Below are 15,722 nucleotides of genomic sequence, written 5' to 3'. Positions count from 1 at the left end.
AAAGAATAAAAATATGGGAGCTTGGGATACGATATTGAAATACGGCGGAAAGGCCATGAAAGGCATGGGCAAGGCCGCCAATGCGACGGGGAAAAGTGCCGGTCATGCGGTACTGCATCCCTCGCAGACCCTTCGGGGAGCCGGGCAGGCGGTCAAAACGGCTACCGCCGGAGCTGCCGTCGGTTATGTGGGTTGGGAAAAACTGACCACCGACAAAAGTGTCGCACGGATCGTCAGTGAGGCCGTAGTCGGCAAATCCGCCACGGATGCCCTTGCAGGTACGACCGAAGACATGAAGGAACTGAAAGACAAAGCCGGAGAGACGGTCTCTGCCATAGGTGAGGCTGTGGGAGGCGCGGACTCGAAACTGAACGGGGTATCGAACTTCCTGCGGGAAGCCTCCGGCGGTGGGTTGTTCAACATGCTCAGCGGCTTTTTGCGAAACCTCGGAGGGGGCAATGTGTCGGGATTGAACATTGCAGGACTTATCGCAGCAGCGTACCTCGTGTTCGGACGTTTCGGCTGGCTGGGTAAAATCGCCGGTCTGTTTCTGGGCATGATGCTTATCGGCAACAATGCGGGCGTTGTCCGCACGGTTCCCTCGGAAACGGTATCGAGGACACAGACGCCGACACTCTCTCCGGAGGAACAAACGCAAAGCGGAGGAATGAGAAGATAGAAACACGAAAATATATATCACAATGAAATATACGGAAGAAATGATTCTGCACTCCGACAGCGGCTATTGTATGCCGTTCGAGGAGCCGCAGGGGAAAGATGTGGAGATGTCGCTCGGCTACGGCGAACAGGTACACCCGGCAACGGGAGAAAAGTTCTTTCATCACGGAATAGACTTCAACGTGAGGTGTTACATGCTGTCAGCCGTGGCCAGCGGCATCGTGTCAGGTGTGGGCAACGACCCGGTACATGGCATTTGCCAGACGGTCCGTTACGGCGGGTACGAGGTGACATACGGTCATCTGTCGAATGTATTCGCCCAATTCGGACAGCGGGTGAAAGCCGGACAAACGGTGGCTTTGAGCGGCGAACTGCTGCATATAGAAGTCAAATTCAAGGGCGAGGAACTGAACCCAATAGAGTTCCTGACCATGTTGTACGGCAACATCAAGGCTTTGCAGGAAGCCGACGGCAATGGTGCGGCGTCTTTTTACGATGCGGAAACAAGAGTAAAAAACGACTACGAGAAGGATCAAAGGGAAATAGAAGAGCTGATGCTCCGCTTTCTGCCACTTTACATGGAGGATTTACAGCGGGGAGCGTACACGGTGCCCGCACATACGGAGCAGTCGCTGCGCCACATCTTTACAATGGGAGCTGCGAAGGAGTATTTCTATGAGAAGATGCCGAGCATGTACAACCCGCTGGGACTGGGGCGCAAAGCCATGCCGCTGGCCTGCAAGGTACAGAACCTGCTGATAGCGGATTTCCTGAACTACCTTGCCCTGCGGCATGATGTGTACCTTTCCGCAACAGGCGGCGAGGTAAAAAAAAACTTCATGACGAAGCCGTAGCGGGCAGCGGACTCATTGATCTGTTGGCGGAACTGGACATCGACATCCAGAGCTTCGACATACCGAGAATCGTCTCCGTCTATCCCGACCGTGCCGGAGTCCGCTGGTGGACGAAGGCATGGTTCAACAACCGGGAGGAAGGGGAAGCCTCGGTAGAAATCGAGCGGGAACAGGCGATACGTTTCATTCACGACAATATCGAAAAGGACACGTGGCTCGAAGAGTTTTTCCCCAAGCAAATGGAGGTGTACCATAACGCTATCGAGCAGACGAAGGAACAACTGTTGAAACAAATAAACATGATATAGAAAGACATTGATTATATGGACGGAATCAAACATAGCAGAAGGTTTGCGGAGTTGGAGGCCCTGATGGGCAGTTATTTCCGCCATCATCTTGTCCCCGTCATGACGCAGACGCAATCCTACCTGACCGAAAAACAGGGCGAGGAAATGAAAGCGTATTCGACCTCCCTGGGCGGCATACTCGGCATGATGGCGTCAGCGGGGCAACCGCTCGCCGACCCGTACCAGACTCTCAAGGTTACGGGAGAGTGGAACTCCAAGACGACCGAGGACTACATCGGGATGTGCAAGGACAGGATTCTCTCGTCGGAGGAGATGCAGCACGACCTCGCCTACATGGCCGGACAGTGGCGCGATGTCGTTGTGAAGGAAGTCGGACGCGAGCGTTACGATAAACTGTCGCAGGAATTGGGCTGCGACCTCGCCTATGCCTTCGTGGACTATCGTGTAGAGCAACTGATGATAGACCAACTGGTCAAGGAACGTATGCCCAAATCCTCGGCGGACTACATCATCCGTAAGGCGGCAGAATCGAGCCTGCTGGGATTGCCACAGGCTTTGGGGCGCTCGCCGCTGGCCGAAGAGATAGAAAAACGCGGAGAGGTTGCCTACCGGCCGAGCAAGTTGGAGAAAGGTGCGGGCTGGGTGTTGGGGGCTTCGGCCGATACGGTCATGTTGGGCGGTACGGGTTCGTGGACGGCCGTTGCACGGTTCATCGGTGCGGATACGGCAATCTCAGCCGTTGCCGACCATTTCGGGAAGGAGGAAACGCAGCCGCTCTCTGCAGAGGAGTGTATCAGCAAGGGCGTGTTCGGCAGCGACAGCAACGTGTTCGACAGCTTCCGCAAAGAGGCGGCAAGCATACCGGGCAAAGAAAACACGGCTCTTGCCGCAGCCAACGGAAAGTTGCAAAAGAAGATACCGATTGTAACATTCGATTTTATGGACTGGTGGAAAACAGACAATAGAAATATGCCGTGGCGGGAAGAAACCGCCGAGGAGGAACGGAAACGGGTGGAACGGTATAAAGACGTGCCGATGGTTGTCGCTCCCGGACAAGAGGAAGCCTACCTGCAAGATATGGAAAGACGGAAAGCCGAAACGGAGGAACAGACGGAATCGAAACCCAAACAAAGGGAAAAAGAGGAAAAGGAAGTGTCGACTTCCGCCGTCTCTGCGGGGGAAGGGATGCGGCAGGAACAGGCAGGTCAGGGAACACAGACCATACAGACCAACGAGAACGGCTGGGACGAGCTGGTCCGCTCGCTCGGACTGGACGGCATAGGCGATGTCGCGGGTAATCTGGGCTATATACTGGCCATGCTGCCCGACATCCTGCTGGGCGTGTTTACAGGTAGGACACAATCGCTGGGCCTGAAAGACAACCTGCTGCCGATAGCGAGTATAGTGGCAGGTATGTTCGTCAAGAATCCGATGTTGAAGATGCTGCTTATCGGCTTGGGTGGCGCGAACCTGCTGAACAAGGCGGGACACGAGGTGCTGGGAAAAGAACGGACGGAGGGAAACAGAAATGCAGCCACGACCGGTAGAGAGGTACAGTACAGACGCTATCCCGACGAGCCGCTGAATCCGCGTATCGTGAACCCGGCACTACAAGGCTGCACGCTGGTTGCCACGATAGACCGTGTGCCCTGTACGGTGCAGCTCACCCCCGCTATGGCCGACGCTTACCGTGCAGGAGCCTTGCCGCTGAACACGCTGGCCAATGCCGTGCTCGCCCAAAGCGACAAGCTCCGCCAGATGGCTTCGCAGAACTATGACAACGGACAGCAGGAAACCATCGTGCGGACACGGGGCATTCAATAATCCTGTAACCGAAAAAATATGGGAATATGAAAGAAAAATCGCAAATAGAAAAGAATGCCGAGGAGCGTCAGATAGAGCTGCTCTCCACGGCTTTGAACGAAGCGTCGAATGCCGGGGGACACTGGCTCAACGCTACGGGCAAGGGCTTTCCGAAATTTTATCCGAAAGGTGTTGCCGTCAGCCCGTTCAACGGCCTGTTCATGGCCTTGCATTCGGACCGGAACGGGTGCAAGACCAACCTGTTCACCCTTTACAGCGATGCCAAGGCACGCGGCACATCGGTACGCGAGCACGAGCAAGGCGTTCCGTTCCTGTTCTACAACTGGAACAAGTACGTCCACCGCAACAATCCGGAGGACATCATCAGCCGGGACGCTTATCTGAAACTGGACGAGGAGGTGCAGAAACAGTACAAGGGCATACATAACAGGGAGATCCGCACACTTTTCAACATCGACCAGACGACACTGCCCTACGTGGATAAGGAGACTTACGATGCGGTATTGCAGAAAGACGGTAGTGCCGTGGAGCGTGGCTACTCCGAAACCGATGAACGGAGACTGCATATCCGCTTCAACGACTTCCTGCTGAAAATGCGGGACAATCTCGTGCCCGTGCGTTCGGACGGCAGCGGAATGCCCCATTACGAGACGGACCGCGATGCGGTCTATATGCCGCGCCAACGGAACTTCGAGCATTATAACGACTACGTTCAGGAAGCCTTGCGGCAAATCGTGAGCGCCACGGGGCACCAACAACGGCTGGCCCGTGAAGGCATGGTGATGAAAAACGGCATGGGTCCTTCGGAAGATGCCCTCAAACAGGAACGGCTGATCGTGGAGGTGGCTTCGGGCATCAAAATGCTGGAACTGGGACTGCCTGCCCGTCTGTCCGACAAAAGCCTTGAATTGGTAGACTACTGGAACCGGGAACTTAAAGAGAACCCCAACCTGATGGATGCCCTCGAAAGCGACGTGAACAACGCCCTCGAAGTAATCCACAAGGCGGAACGGGGCGAGAAAATCGAATATGCCACGATGCGTAACCGCCGGCAGACTTCGGATATGCAGGAGCAGTTACCCAAGCATTTCTACGTGGCCGATGAAATCCGGAAACACCCGAACAAGGAGGACAAGACCATTGTCATCGTCATCGATCCGTCCTCGAAATCGGCGGATGTGATACTCCCTGCCGGTGCGTCGCCGGAGGTGGACAACGAAGTGCCGGGCATGAACAAGGCCCGTATCGGCAGGGCTTTGCGAAGGGAAGGTATTGAAAACGTGCGTTTCTTCAATCCCGACGGCGCATGGGGGTACAGGCCCGATGATGCCTATTTCGCCAAGAAACAGGTATCACTGGCCCGACTGAAGAACTGGGCACTGGAGATGCTTTCCACACTGGACGTGACGCCTGCGGTCAAACGGGCGGACGAAATCGGTTTCGACCAGATACAGATGATCCAGGACGACAAGAACCGCTGGGCGCTGTATCTGAAGCCCGAACATCAGAACGGGTACAGTATCTATCCAGACAAGGAGGACGTGAACCGTTTTTTCTCCACGCTCAAACAGGCGATGGACAACATCGACAAGGTACGCATGGAACTGGCGCACAAGTATTATGTACTGGCGGAAACACAGCCAGACCTGAAAGTGGACCTGTTCAGCAGCGGGGCGCAGGACATCGACCTGAACCGGATTCAGCGTGTGTCCGTATTCAAGACCAAACAAGAAGGAACTCTGTGCGTGGCGACCATCGACGGGAAGAAACTGCAGCCCCGGAGCGTCACGCGGCAACAGTGGCAGCGCATGTGGCTGGCTGAGGACCGTGCAGAATATAAACGCCATCTGGCGGCCACGCTTTTTGCCGATGTGCTGCGTAAAGGACAGACGCAGGAAGAGACTGCCGGAAAGAAACAAGGAGAAGAGGATACCCTACAGCAGGATAAGGACAAGCACCCCAAGCAAGCCAATGAGGAATCCCCCAAAACTGCTTCATCCTTGAAAGAGTTGCCCATAAAAGATATACCGGAACAACTGTATGACAAATACAAGAAAATCAAAGAGGAACAACCGGAAGCGGTCGTCCTTTTCAAACATGAGAACAAGTATTACGCTTCCATGTATGATGCGGAGACCATAGCGAACGAGCTGGACATGCCTCCGGCCAAAGAACGCATTCCGTATGATGCGGACAAAATCATATTGGTATTTGAACACAGCAATGAGGAAACAAGGCAGCAAATCCATGCGCTGCGGGCATACGTGATGGATTGTGACGGTATGTCCAAGGCGCAGCAAAACGAGCCTGCAGAGGCAACTGACGAACAGAACGAGAACGAACAACGTCCAACCATGAGGAGGTAAAGATATGGCAAACAAGAATCAAGAATATACGGAACAATACGCAGATTATGCGATGGCACAGATGCGGAGGTACGGCATTCCGGCCTCCGTGACGCTGGCACAGGGCATACTGGAAAGTTCCAACGGGCAGAGCCGTTTGGCCGTGAATGAGAACAACCATTTCGGCATCAAGGCCACGCCCGAATGGATTGCCGAAGGTGGCCGGTACGGTCTGTATTCCGATGACAAGCCGAACGAGAAGTTTTGCAGCTACGACAGCGTGGGCGATTCGTATGAGCACCACTCACGCTTCCTGAAAGAGAACAGCCGCTATGCCCGCTGTTTCTCGCTCTCGCCCGATGACTACAAGGGCTGGACACAGGGCCTCGAAAAGGCGGGCTATGCCACGGGCGGGCATTATGCCGACAGCCTGCAACGTATCATCGAACAGAACGGGCTGCAAAAGTACGACCGGCAGGTCATGCAGGAAATGGAGACGCAGGGAAAGCGGTTCGGCGTGGAAGAGAACCCGCTCCGTGAGGTCGGAAATACAGTGGACTATTCGTTTCCGGTGGAGCGGAAAGAGTTTCTTTTCGTCACCTCGCCATTCGGTATGCGGCAAGATCCGGCAGACGGCAAGGAACGTATGCACACGGGTATCGACATCCGGTGCGACGGCGATACGGTCCTGGCCACGGAAAAAGACGGCAAGGTCGTCGCTGTCAAAGACAAAGGCCATGCACCCGGTAACAAATCGCTGACCGTGGAATACACCCGTCCGGACGGCAGCAAGGTACAGTGTACCTACATGCACCTCGGCGAAGTTTCCGTAAAGGCAGGCGATACGGTACAGGCAGGCCAGAAGCTCGGCCGTTCCGGTAACACGGGGACACGGACGACCGGGAAGCACCTGCACTTCGGTGTCCGGCAGATTTATGCGGACGGCACGCAGCGGGACGTCGATCCGGCAGCGTATCTGGCTGAAATCGCACAAAAGGGCCACATCAAACAGCAGGTACTACATAACGGCAACGACCTGCTCGCCCGATATAAGGGAACAGAAGAGAATGCCACCGGCAAAAGCCTTTCGCCCGATGCGTGGATGAAAAAACTGCTCTCCTCGGAGGATAGCGGCGTGGGATTGTCGGGGTGCAGTGATCCTGTCGTGGAAATGGCCATGACCGCCTTTACCTCCCTGATGTTACTGGCGACGCAAATCGACAGCAAGAACAAGGAGGAACAAAAGGCAGCCATTTCCGAGGCGATGGACAGCCGGCGTATCGACCTCAAAGCGTTGCTGCCGGGCATGAAAAACTGTGACCTCACAGTCGGGGAAAACGGGCGAGCTGTCCTGCAGGCGGACAACGGCAGCGTTCAGGTATCACGGGAACTGGCCTCTGCCGAGTTAAGCCGCCTGTCGGTGACGCTGAACGACAGTTCTCTTTCGGAGGAAGCCAAACGGCTGCGTGTGACCGGCGTGCTGAACACGGTCATCCTCTCGGAGGCGGCGTCGCAGAACTTTGAACGGGGAATGTCCGAACAACGGGCACAATCGGAAAACCTGAAAAGATAATCCCAAAAAGTCATGATAAAACGCGTGATGATACGACTTTGCGGGTACTTGTCCGGGGTGTCCGTCTGCGCCCTGCATATCCTGTTCTGTTCCCGGCTATTCGGTTGGGTAGCAACACTCGTTATCGTGGGCGTCCAACTGGGTATTGCCGGCTGGATTGTCTACATGAGAATACGTGCTCCCGATTAGGAAACGCTTTCAACCTGTTCAACTTCAAGACACCCCGCTTTGTCCGGTGGACTATGTATCACTAAAAGACAAAATAAAATGATTAAATGCAATATTACGGCGTGCGGCACCATCGGCCGCGACGCTTCGATGCGCACGACCAAAGAAGAGAAAACATTCCTGACCTTTCCGCTCCGCGTCGTGCTCCAAGGCAAGGACGGTCGGAACGAAACGGTCGAGATCAGTGTCAGCAAGGAGGGCGGTCAGAAGAAGGTATCCGGCTATCGAAACGGATTGCGTGTCGAGGTTGCGGGGACGCTGTTCCTGAAACGCCGGGGCGAAAAGCTCTATTTCAACCTCTTTGCCGACCGTATCGGCCCGGCGGCGGACATCGCGGATTCCATCAAGGGCGAACTGTCGTTCCGGGGCAAGGTGGGCAAGAACATCGAGGAACGGAAGGACAAAAAGGATAAGTCCTACACGATGTTCTCTGCATTCAGCACCGAAAAGGTCGATGAGAATTTCGAGTACCAGTGGGTGCGTTTCTTCTGCTTCGACAGGCAACGTGAAGAGTGGCTGCAACCGGGCGTCAAGGTAGAAGCCAAGGGCGAAATGACGGTCTCGGTACATAACGGGAAGCCGGACATCTCCTGCCGGGTGGAAGAACTGGCGCAATATATTCCCGAATCGGATAACTTCAATCAGTAGCAGTCATGGCCGGTTATAGAAAGCGAAATACGGAGGGGCCGAGTAGCGAGGACAAGGCGCTGGACCTCTTTGCCGAGATGATGATCGAGAAAATCGAAAGCATCCACAAGGACTGGCATAAGCCGTGGTTTACCGAGGGGGCACTGCAATGGCCGCGTAACCTTTCCGGGCGGGAGTACAACGGTATGAACGCCCTTATGTTACTGTTGCATTGTGAGAATGAGGGGTACAAGATTCCGCGCTTCTGCACCTTTGACTGCGTGCAGCGGCTCAACAAGCCCGGCAAGGACGGGCAGGAATTACCCCGTGTATCTGTACTGCGCGGCGAGAAATCGTTTCCCGTCATGCTGACCACATTCACCTGCATACATAAGGAAACAAAGGAGAAAATCAAGTACGACGACTACAAGAAACTCTCCGACGAAGAGAAGGCGCAATACAATGTCTATCCGAAAATGCAGGTGTTCCGGGTGTTCAATGTCGCCCAGACCAACCTGCAGGAGGCTCGACCGGAGTTATGGGAGCAGTTGGAAAGAGAGAACGGGAAAAGGGTCGAAAACGGCGAACATTTCAGTTTTGGGCCTGTCGATGCGATGATAAAGGACAACCTTTGGATTTGTCCCATCAAACCGACGCACCAAAACGAAGCATACTACTCAATCACAAAGAACGAGATTGTCGTACCCGAAAAGGAGCAGTTCAGAGACGGGGAATCTTTCTACGGAACGCTGTTCCATGAGATGGTCCATTCCACGGGTGCCGAAGGTGTGCTTGACCGACTCCAACCTACCTCTTTCGGTTCGAAAGAGTATGCCCGCGAGGAACTGGTGGCCGAACTGGGCAGCGCGTTGGTCGCACAACGCTACGGCATGACCAAGCATATAAAGGAAGACAGTTGCGCATACCTCAAAGGGTGGCTCGATGAGTTGAAAGAATCCCCACAGTTTATCAAGACAACGCTTCTGGACGTGAAAAGAGCTTCGTCAATCGTTACTCAAAAGGTGGATAAGATTGCGCAGGAGTTGGAACAAAATGTTACCGAAGAGCAAGAGGACAAACGCTCTGCCAAGGAACGTATTTTTTATGCTTCGGTGGCCTATCTCCAAACCGCTGACGACACGAAGCAACTGGACGAATTGAAGGACAAAGGCGACTACAAGGGTCTGCTTGCGCTCGCCAAGGAGTATTACGACGGCAACGGCATGGACGAGCAGCATACATACGCTTCTCCCCTCCAGAACCGGGGCGATGACCTGCTGATTGAAGATAAGGACTTTGCCGTGGTGTACAACGGAAGTGTCGGAGGCACATACGACATCATGCTGAAATACACGGAACAGGAGGTGCGGGACCATATCACACGTTACGGCACAGACCGTGCCAGCGATGATGTGAAAGAGGTGGCCAAAGATATGGCGGCGGAACAGTTTGCTGAACTGACACATCAGAGAATGCCGGTATTCGAAATGCCAAACGGAGATATTCTGTATGCAAGGTACAACAGGGACAAGGATACGCTGGACGTGGGTACGGCCACCAATGCAGGGATGGCCGTACAACATCATTACCCTTATGACCACAACATGACGCTGGAGGCCAACCTGCAAGCCGTGAACGAGAAGCTGAACGAGCTTGAAGAATACAGGGAGGAGCTACAAGAGGCGGAATATGGCGGCGGTCTGCGTCGGTAACGGCAGCGTAATATGAAGAATGTGGAGCGATTTCATACTGAAGGCGCTCCACATCCTTATAGTCCCTACCGGTTTTCATTCCGCTACAGACTATATGTTATCATTACGACAGCAGTTTGTCAATCATTGACTGTAACTGCAGCATATCGCAATATTGATTGTTTCCGCCGGTATAATCCTTTGCGTGCCGGGCAGTCCGTATCATGAACGAACCGAGTTCTATCTTTATCCCATCATCCATCCGCACATCCGCAGAATGGTTTATATATACAAACTTACCATTACGTTCAATAAAGCAACTTGTATAATAATGCCCCTTATTCTCGGATACGACCGCCGCATCCACGGCTTCTGCATATTTGGATATTTCACGTAGCAATGCCGTTTGGAAATTACTGTATTCCTTTGAAACATAAGTTTCTGCGTCTGCAAGGACAGAAGATTGCCATTGGGTATAAAAAGTCTGTGTCATATTCTTTCAATTCTAATTCTGTAAATAAATTAGGCACATAGCAATAAAAGTATTGAATTTATAGTATTCAATTAACATTTAAGCAATTACCATGATGTTTTCAGAGACCAAAATTACGGAGATTTATTGTATGACAGATGATTTTTGCAAAGAAATTGCTCAATTTCAGGAAAAATATATGGTTGAAGATAAAGATATTGAATATTCCATGCCCCACTTCCTTTAATATAACTTTATTTCCAACTCCCTTTCTACCATAACAGCATACTGTTTTTGAAAGAAGCCCGCCATTGATGTATGTTTTTCAAAGACGGGCAACTGGCTATATTTTGAATTATACTCACGTTAAATAGCTTTCCCAATTCTCTTTGTCGATAGTTAATTTGTTCATTTCCCAATCGTATTCCACTTCCGGTATATCGGAATAAGGGAAGTGCACGGTATAGCCTATCTGTCCGTAGGAGCAATGCAGCGGTACAACGCAAATTTCCTGACCGCAATAAGACTGTGGCGTACAGTATTTCTTCCAATCAAAACGGCCTGCAACTATATTGCAGCAGAGCAGTTTTAGAGCCATTATGCCTTTCCAACTCTGAAAATCTTTCTTGTAACTTGCTCTTTTCATAATGAATACCATTTAATGAGCCATGTTGTAGTAAATTTCGGGTTCGCTCGATACGTTGTAAATCTGACTCCCGCAACGTACCAATAGGGCGTTTTTTCCGTAGTAAAGCTGCTTCATGCCGGTTATGTTCCCCGTGCGGTGAAAGTTTGGGAAACGGCTTATTCCTGCCTTTTCGGCGTCTCGTGTGTAGAGGGTTTTCGTTCTCATTGCATGGTTGTTTTTAATGTTTCATAAAGTTTTTCTATCATGGCTTCCGCCTGCTCCATATCGCTCACGATGTCTTTGATTCGGTAAGGTGCGCCGTTCTTGCCATGCCCGTCCGTACCAATCCACAGGTAGGCTTCATAGTCGGGGTCGAAGTCTTCGTAATATGTTTCAACTTCCTGTAACAAGCTGTCGGTGTCATTGCCTTTCATCTCAACCGAGAAACTGAAATCCTGCCCGTGAGGTGTGTATTGCTGAAAATCGAACACCACGAGGTTCGGTTTGTCGGTATCGGTTTTAACTTGCCAGCCTAATTGTTCAGCTATGGCGATAATCTGTTCTATTGCTGTCATTGTTCTGTTTTTTTATTTCCCTTTTCTTGAAGCCTTCCGACTTCGCCCAAAGGGTTGATTTTTACGTGCAATTCCCAACGGCGAAAGCAAGAACAGCAGGCAAGGAACGGAGGTTAAAATTTTATGAAATGCCGCAATCTGCGATTGCGGAAAGTTTGCGTCAAATTTTATCCGGAGTAGCGAAGCGGTACTTGACACGCTGTTCGTTCGCCGTACCTTTGCTGCGTAAAAACAGGCCGTGGCGATAGTGGAGATTCCATGAAATGATACGCCCAAGCATACAAAGGGAATGGAGGCAAAGATCTCCGGCCGTTACAACAGGAAACGACGGCAGTATGTGTCTGGGGTATAAAGGGCAAAAAAAACGTCGAACGATTGTCCATCGGACAAAATGTAAGGGAATGGAAAAAGAATTGTCTGTATAACAGAATGTTCGACATGGCCTTTATCGGGAATATGAACAACCACCTGTCCCGATTGGCAGGTGGTTGCCCGATATAACTTCCGCAGCCGGTATCAGGCGGCCATGCGCTTTCGGATAAGGGCGATGTTCTTATGCACGAGGTTCATAATCCGCTTGTGATATTTCGTATTTTTATTACACAGTCCTCTCGACTGCAGCACCTTGAATGTTTCGAGGCTCAATTCTACGGTCTCGACCCTCTTGTCCTCTATCCGTGCGGAGAATACCAGCGTATCCGGTTTGAGGTAATATTCGCACTGTCCCACGCAGTGGTGCAACGCATTACCCTCGTCGTAGTAGGCTTCCACGCTATCCAGTACACGGACGACTATCGTTCCGTCCGTGAACTCCAGACCGAAGAACTTGCCTTTCAACTCCCTAAAACGTGCCTCGTTTTCCCTCGCCCGTTTCATCTGCTCCTTGCGTTTTTCCTGCTCTTGGAGAATACGCACCTTGTTCTGATACTTGTCATGCTCGGCTTTCAAATCGGCGGGGCAAACATAGTGGGCGTTGTGCAAGTCCTTGCCGCATCTGTCGAGCATACGGAGATAATCCACCCATATTCCAATGTCCGTTATCCGATACTTCTGGCGTAACACGATTTTGTAGGACGGCCAACAGAAATCCAAATCCTGCGGGTGGTCGATGAAGTGCTTGAGGTCTCGTTTGCGTCCACTTTTAAGTATTGTCTCCACTCGGCTGTCCGATAGCAGGGCTTTCATCAGCTTTTGCGGGGCGATGTCGGCAAACGACCCTTTCAGCCCGTTGCGCCGTAACTTCGGGATAACCGTGTAGCCCGGACAGACATAACAGTCGGCTATGCGTTGGTACACGTAATTGTCGTTCCGCAGTTCCAATCCCGACCCGTACAGAAAGCTGTCCAAATAACACCCCATTGTCCGTTGCAAGGCTGTCAAAGCGGTTTTCCCGTTCTCGTCCAACCAGTATCTCGCCACTTCGCACACGTCTGTCCATGCGTTCTTGCCTTTGCGGTAACAGACATTCATTCTGAAAATCCGCTGCACCTGAAATCCGTCCTGCGTGGTGATGACAGAAAAATAGCTTTTCTCATCTGTCTTGCGGCAAAGCGTGTCTTTGAGCGTCAGTTTGGCGTGGCAGTTCGGGCAATGGCAACGCTTCGCCTTTGTCTCGTTCCACCTATGACCGCAATCGAGGCAGGTCGTTTGTCCGCTCGGTGTACGAAAAGCGTAATGTCCGACGGTATGCCGGAACGCCCATTCTGCCTGTTTCTCCGTGATAGGCAGCAACCGCCCGTTGGCGGCTACTACCTGATGCTGAAATTTTGTCCGTGCTTTCATGGTCAGAAATCGAAGAGTGAGAGTTCCGTTTGGGTATTCTGTACAGCTTTGGCGGTCGGCTTCGGCCTGCTGTGGCGTTGCTGTATCTTGCGCATTTCTTCCTCCTGATAGGCTTTCAGCGCGTCTTTTCGGGCTTGCGCCTTTTCTTCTTCGGTCAGCTCCACCTTGTGATTGACCACGACGCCACAACTGATAGGTTTGCCCACGTCGATGTTGTCCTCATCATAGTAATGAATGGCGAGCGACCACACCTCGTCGTCGGTCATTCCGCAACAGCCGCTTGCCTTGACTTGATTGAGAATGAATGTGATACAATCGTCCAAGTTTTTGTTTTCTTTGGCATAGGAGACGGCGAAAAGTTCGTCCGTCCGTGCCTTGCCGTCCAAGTATTCCTTGATAGTCCGTTTGAAATGTTCCGTACCTTTCATCGTTCAGCGTTTTGAGGTTAAAAATGATAGTCGATGACACCGCCGATGTAAAGCAGCGTACCGGGTTTAAATTCACATGCCTGCCGCAGGAACTCGTAGGATTGCTCGGCGTTGGATTGCAGCCCCTCCTCGTCCATGTAGAACCAGTAAGCGGTATCGAGCGGGTTTTTCAGGAACTTTTCGAGTTGATAGACCGGGCCAATCCAGTCCTGCACGCTTTCGGGGGTAAGGGCTTCCGCCCTGCTTCGAATGTCTGCGATGAAATCTTCTCTCCATCGTTCCGCACCGCCTTTGTAGCGTATGGTATCGTCGGAAACAAGCTCGAACATGCCTTTGGGCAGAATGTTGTTTACCAAGTTGTCGATATGGAACTGGCGTTCCTCATCGTCAATCTCCGCACAATAGTCGAAGAAACTATCGTCGCCCTGCGTGAGGGTGTCCTCGTTCAGGTAGTTGTCCTTGCTCACCCGTGTTTCGGTAATTTGAAAAATCTTGCTGTGCATAACTTTAAATTTTTAATTTGTTGAACTTGCTTTTTTCTTCTCCCTGCTTTCGGAGCCTTTCGGCTTCCTTGGCGGGAGAGATTTTACATGCAAGCCAGACAGCGGGGAAAGGACGGAAAGGCAAGCAAACGGCCGGAGAATTTCACGGAATACCCAACCCGTCGAGGTACGAGGCGGGGGCTGAAAGGCCATCTTCGATTTGCGGAAGGCTGCCGGGCAAATCCGCGAGCCGTTAGCATAGTGGTGCTTGACGCCGGACGACCGCTGTACCTTTGCATGAGAAAATCCAACCGGCGAGGAGGCAACGGGGGCGAGATCAGGGAAAGAATGGGATAACCGGAATAAAAGAGGAAGAAGCCCGATTGTATATAGAAGTGGGAATAACGGCTAAAAAAGAAAATCTGCCTGTGAGGGCGATTGACAAAAAAAGCCCCCTGAACCTTTTGACCGTCCAAGGGACTTCACGTGCCCGGCAAAGCGGAATTTTCGGAACGCGAGCCGGATTATAAGGTGGCTTTTAATCGTAATGCATAATTCAACAGATATTTTCCTGAATCGGAAAACTCTTTTTTATTTCCTGTATAGACATACCCGTGGCTCTCATAAAATTTTCTTGCTGCAAAATTTTCTTCCAACACCCACAGGTAAACCTCTTTTACATCGTGACTTTTTGCTGTTGTAAGGAAATGGCGCATAAGTTTTGTCCCAACACCTTCTCCTTGAAAGAACGGATCTACATACAACTCTTTCAATTCCCATATACTGTTTTTACAATCCAGTTTCATCATCCCCTTTACAATCCCGTCATCAAAAACATATATATCGTCCAAAGCTCCTATAACATCCTGATAATATAATGCAAGACGCAATACCGACATTTCATTAAAGGAAACATCATCGTTTTGAAAAATAGGGCGAAAGGCTTTTCTTTTAGAGAAAATCTGTATTTCCGCAAGTCTTGAAGCATCCTTTATCGTGGCAACTCTAATCATTTTTTTGTTTTTATAATTTTGTATTTACATATTATTTTCCCAAAAGTTTCTGTTCTTCACATACTATCCGGCACTGTTTCCAGTATGTTTTTTTCAGAAGCAAATATATAAAAATCAATTCCACAAGGTGCCATGAACGACTTTTTTTATTAAGATTCACAGGAATGTGATATAAAAGAGTTTAACTCCTCCGACGTTCCTTTGCAGCTGCATA

At 51.3% G+C, this 15,722-nt stretch carries 17 protein-coding genes; 9 read left to right on the top strand and 8 right to left on the bottom strand.

Going from position 1 to position 15,722, the window contains the following annotated elements; translation table 11 throughout:
- Nucleotides 1-13 precede the first annotated feature (13 nt).
- The 9 genes from AB5062_RS06815 to AB5062_RS06775 all read left to right on the top strand — a co-directional run bounded on the left by AB5062_RS06815 (nucleotide 14) and on the right by AB5062_RS06775 (nucleotide 10,149).
- Nucleotides 14-679 (top strand): hypothetical protein, encoded by a 666-nt coding sequence (locus AB5062_RS06815; RefSeq protein WP_008655034.1) that lies wholly within the window; start codon nucleotides 14-16, stop codon nucleotides 677-679.
- Nucleotides 680-701: 22 nt separating this feature from the next.
- Nucleotides 702-1,532: a M23 family metallopeptidase gene (locus tag AB5062_RS06810; RefSeq protein WP_008655033.1), complete on the top strand. Its 831-nt coding sequence runs from the start codon at nucleotides 702-704 to the stop codon at nucleotides 1,530-1,532.
- Nucleotides 1,533-1,555: 23 nt separating this feature from the next.
- Nucleotides 1,556-1,840, top strand: a complete 285-nt coding sequence (locus AB5062_RS06805; RefSeq protein ID WP_008655032.1) for a hypothetical protein — start codon at nucleotides 1,556-1,558, stop codon at nucleotides 1,838-1,840.
- A 15-nt stretch (nucleotides 1,841-1,855) separates the two neighbouring features.
- Nucleotides 1,856-3,664 carry a hypothetical protein gene (locus AB5062_RS06800; RefSeq protein ID WP_008655031.1) on the top strand — a complete coding sequence of 603 codons (1,809 nt, stop codon included), beginning with the start codon at nucleotides 1,856-1,858 and terminating at the stop codon, nucleotides 3,662-3,664.
- A gap of 26 nt (nucleotides 3,665-3,690) precedes the next feature.
- Entirely contained in the window at nucleotides 3,691-6,030 is a 2,340-nt protein-coding gene (locus AB5062_RS06795; RefSeq protein ID WP_008655030.1) for an ArdC-like ssDNA-binding domain-containing protein, read from the top strand.
- A gap of 4 nt (nucleotides 6,031-6,034) precedes the next feature.
- Nucleotides 6,035-7,582 carry a glucosaminidase domain-containing protein gene (locus AB5062_RS06790; protein WP_008655029.1) on the top strand — a complete coding sequence of 516 codons (1,548 nt, stop codon included), beginning with the start codon at nucleotides 6,035-6,037 and terminating at the stop codon, nucleotides 7,580-7,582.
- Nucleotides 7,583-7,594: 12 nt separating this feature from the next.
- On the top strand, nucleotides 7,595-7,771 hold the full coding sequence (locus tag AB5062_RS06785; protein ID WP_008655028.1) for a hypothetical protein: 177 nt from the start codon (nucleotides 7,595-7,597) through the stop codon (nucleotides 7,769-7,771).
- Nucleotides 7,772-7,849: 78 nt separating this feature from the next.
- Entirely contained in the window at nucleotides 7,850-8,458 is a 609-nt protein-coding gene (locus AB5062_RS06780) for a hypothetical protein (RefSeq protein ID WP_008655026.1), read from the top strand.
- A gap of 5 nt (nucleotides 8,459-8,463) precedes the next feature.
- Nucleotides 8,464-10,149, top strand: coding sequence for a zincin-like metallopeptidase domain-containing protein (locus AB5062_RS06775; protein ID WP_008655024.1), 1,686 nt, complete (start codon nucleotides 8,464-8,466; stop codon nucleotides 10,147-10,149).
- Between the two features lie 103 nt (nucleotides 10,150-10,252).
- Here AB5062_RS06775 and AB5062_RS06770 read toward each other — a convergent pair whose 3' ends face one another.
- The 8 genes from AB5062_RS06770 to AB5062_RS06735 form a co-directional block, all read right to left on the bottom strand.
- Complete coding sequence (locus AB5062_RS06770) at nucleotides 10,253-10,621, bottom strand: hypothetical protein (RefSeq protein ID WP_008655022.1); 369 nt, start codon at nucleotides 10,619-10,621, stop codon at nucleotides 10,253-10,255.
- 340 nt (nucleotides 10,622-10,961) lie between these two features.
- Complete coding sequence (locus tag AB5062_RS06765) at nucleotides 10,962-11,246, bottom strand: hypothetical protein (protein WP_008655007.1); 285 nt, start codon at nucleotides 11,244-11,246, stop codon at nucleotides 10,962-10,964.
- A gap of 12 nt (nucleotides 11,247-11,258) precedes the next feature.
- Nucleotides 11,259-11,453 (bottom strand): hypothetical protein, encoded by a 195-nt coding sequence (locus AB5062_RS06760; RefSeq protein WP_008655004.1) that lies wholly within the window; start codon nucleotides 11,451-11,453, stop codon nucleotides 11,259-11,261.
- Complete coding sequence (locus AB5062_RS06755; protein ID WP_008655002.1) at nucleotides 11,450-11,803, bottom strand: hypothetical protein; 354 nt, start codon at nucleotides 11,801-11,803, stop codon at nucleotides 11,450-11,452. The genes AB5062_RS06760 and AB5062_RS06755 overlap by 4 nt, the downstream gene beginning before the upstream one ends.
- Nucleotides 11,804-12,319: 516 nt before the next feature.
- Entirely contained in the window at nucleotides 12,320-13,585 is a 1,266-nt protein-coding gene (locus AB5062_RS06750; protein ID WP_008654999.1) for a PcfJ domain-containing protein, read from the bottom strand.
- A 2-nt stretch (nucleotides 13,586-13,587) separates the two neighbouring features.
- Nucleotides 13,588-14,013, bottom strand: coding sequence for a PcfK-like family protein (locus AB5062_RS06745; protein WP_008654998.1), 426 nt, complete (start codon nucleotides 14,011-14,013; stop codon nucleotides 13,588-13,590).
- A 17-nt stretch (nucleotides 14,014-14,030) separates the two neighbouring features.
- Complete coding sequence (locus AB5062_RS06740) at nucleotides 14,031-14,516, bottom strand: hypothetical protein (protein ID WP_008654997.1); 486 nt, start codon at nucleotides 14,514-14,516, stop codon at nucleotides 14,031-14,033.
- 503 nt (nucleotides 14,517-15,019) lie between these two features.
- The gene (locus AB5062_RS06735; protein WP_008654991.1) at nucleotides 15,020-15,508 is read right to left on the bottom strand and encodes a GNAT family N-acetyltransferase; all 489 of its coding nucleotides are present in this window, start codon (nucleotides 15,506-15,508) and stop codon (nucleotides 15,020-15,022) included.
- Nucleotides 15,509-15,722 lie beyond the last annotated feature (214 nt).

Source organism: Phocaeicola sp. RTP21359st1_B8_RTP21360_211022, from assembly GCF_040911965.1.
GTDB classification, from domain to species: Bacteria; Bacteroidota; Bacteroidia; order Bacteroidales; family Bacteroidaceae; genus Phocaeicola; species Phocaeicola vulgatus.
Note: the sequence above shows the minus strand (reverse complement) of the source record. Positions and strands in the feature narration are given on the sequence as shown.

What these genes read in the sequence shown, in the direction of transcription:
- AB5062_RS06770 (WP_008655022.1), bottom strand. Translation starts at nt 10,621, where the DNA reads ATGACACAGACTTTTTATACCCAATGGCAATCTTCTGTCCTTGCAGAC.
- AB5062_RS06760 (WP_008655004.1), bottom strand. Translation starts at nt 11,453, where the DNA reads ATGAGAACGAAAACCCTCTACACACGAGACGCCGAAAAGGCAGGAATA.
- AB5062_RS06780 (WP_008655026.1), top strand. Translation starts at nt 7,850, where the DNA reads ATGATTAAATGCAATATTACGGCGTGCGGCACCATCGGCCGCGACGCT.
- AB5062_RS06790 (WP_008655029.1), top strand. Translation starts at nt 6,035, where the DNA reads ATGGCAAACAAGAATCAAGAATATACGGAACAATACGCAGATTATGCG.
- AB5062_RS06815 (WP_008655034.1), top strand. Translation starts at nt 14, where the DNA reads ATGGGAGCTTGGGATACGATATTGAAATACGGCGGAAAGGCCATGAAA.
- AB5062_RS06800 (WP_008655031.1), top strand. Translation starts at nt 1,856, where the DNA reads ATGGACGGAATCAAACATAGCAGAAGGTTTGCGGAGTTGGAGGCCCTG.
- AB5062_RS06775 (WP_008655024.1), top strand. Translation starts at nt 8,464, where the DNA reads ATGGCCGGTTATAGAAAGCGAAATACGGAGGGGCCGAGTAGCGAGGAC.
- AB5062_RS06745 (WP_008654998.1), bottom strand. Translation starts at nt 14,013, where the DNA reads ATGAAAGGTACGGAACATTTCAAACGGACTATCAAGGAATACTTGGAC.
- AB5062_RS06735 (WP_008654991.1), bottom strand. Translation starts at nt 15,508, where the DNA reads ATGATTAGAGTTGCCACGATAAAGGATGCTTCAAGACTTGCGGAAATA.
- AB5062_RS06755 (WP_008655002.1), bottom strand. Translation starts at nt 11,803, where the DNA reads ATGACAGCAATAGAACAGATTATCGCCATAGCTGAACAATTAGGCTGG.
- AB5062_RS06750 (WP_008654999.1), bottom strand. Translation starts at nt 13,585, where the DNA reads ATGAAAGCACGGACAAAATTTCAGCATCAGGTAGTAGCCGCCAACGGG.
- AB5062_RS06810 (WP_008655033.1), top strand. Translation starts at nt 702, where the DNA reads ATGAAATATACGGAAGAAATGATTCTGCACTCCGACAGCGGCTATTGT.
- AB5062_RS06785 (WP_008655028.1), top strand. Translation starts at nt 7,595, where the DNA reads ATGATAAAACGCGTGATGATACGACTTTGCGGGTACTTGTCCGGGGTG.
- AB5062_RS06765 (WP_008655007.1), bottom strand. Translation starts at nt 11,246, where the DNA reads ATGAAAAGAGCAAGTTACAAGAAAGATTTTCAGAGTTGGAAAGGCATA.
- AB5062_RS06795 (WP_008655030.1), top strand. Translation starts at nt 3,691, where the DNA reads ATGAAAGAAAAATCGCAAATAGAAAAGAATGCCGAGGAGCGTCAGATA.
- AB5062_RS06740 (WP_008654997.1), bottom strand. Translation starts at nt 14,516, where the DNA reads ATGCACAGCAAGATTTTTCAAATTACCGAAACACGGGTGAGCAAGGAC.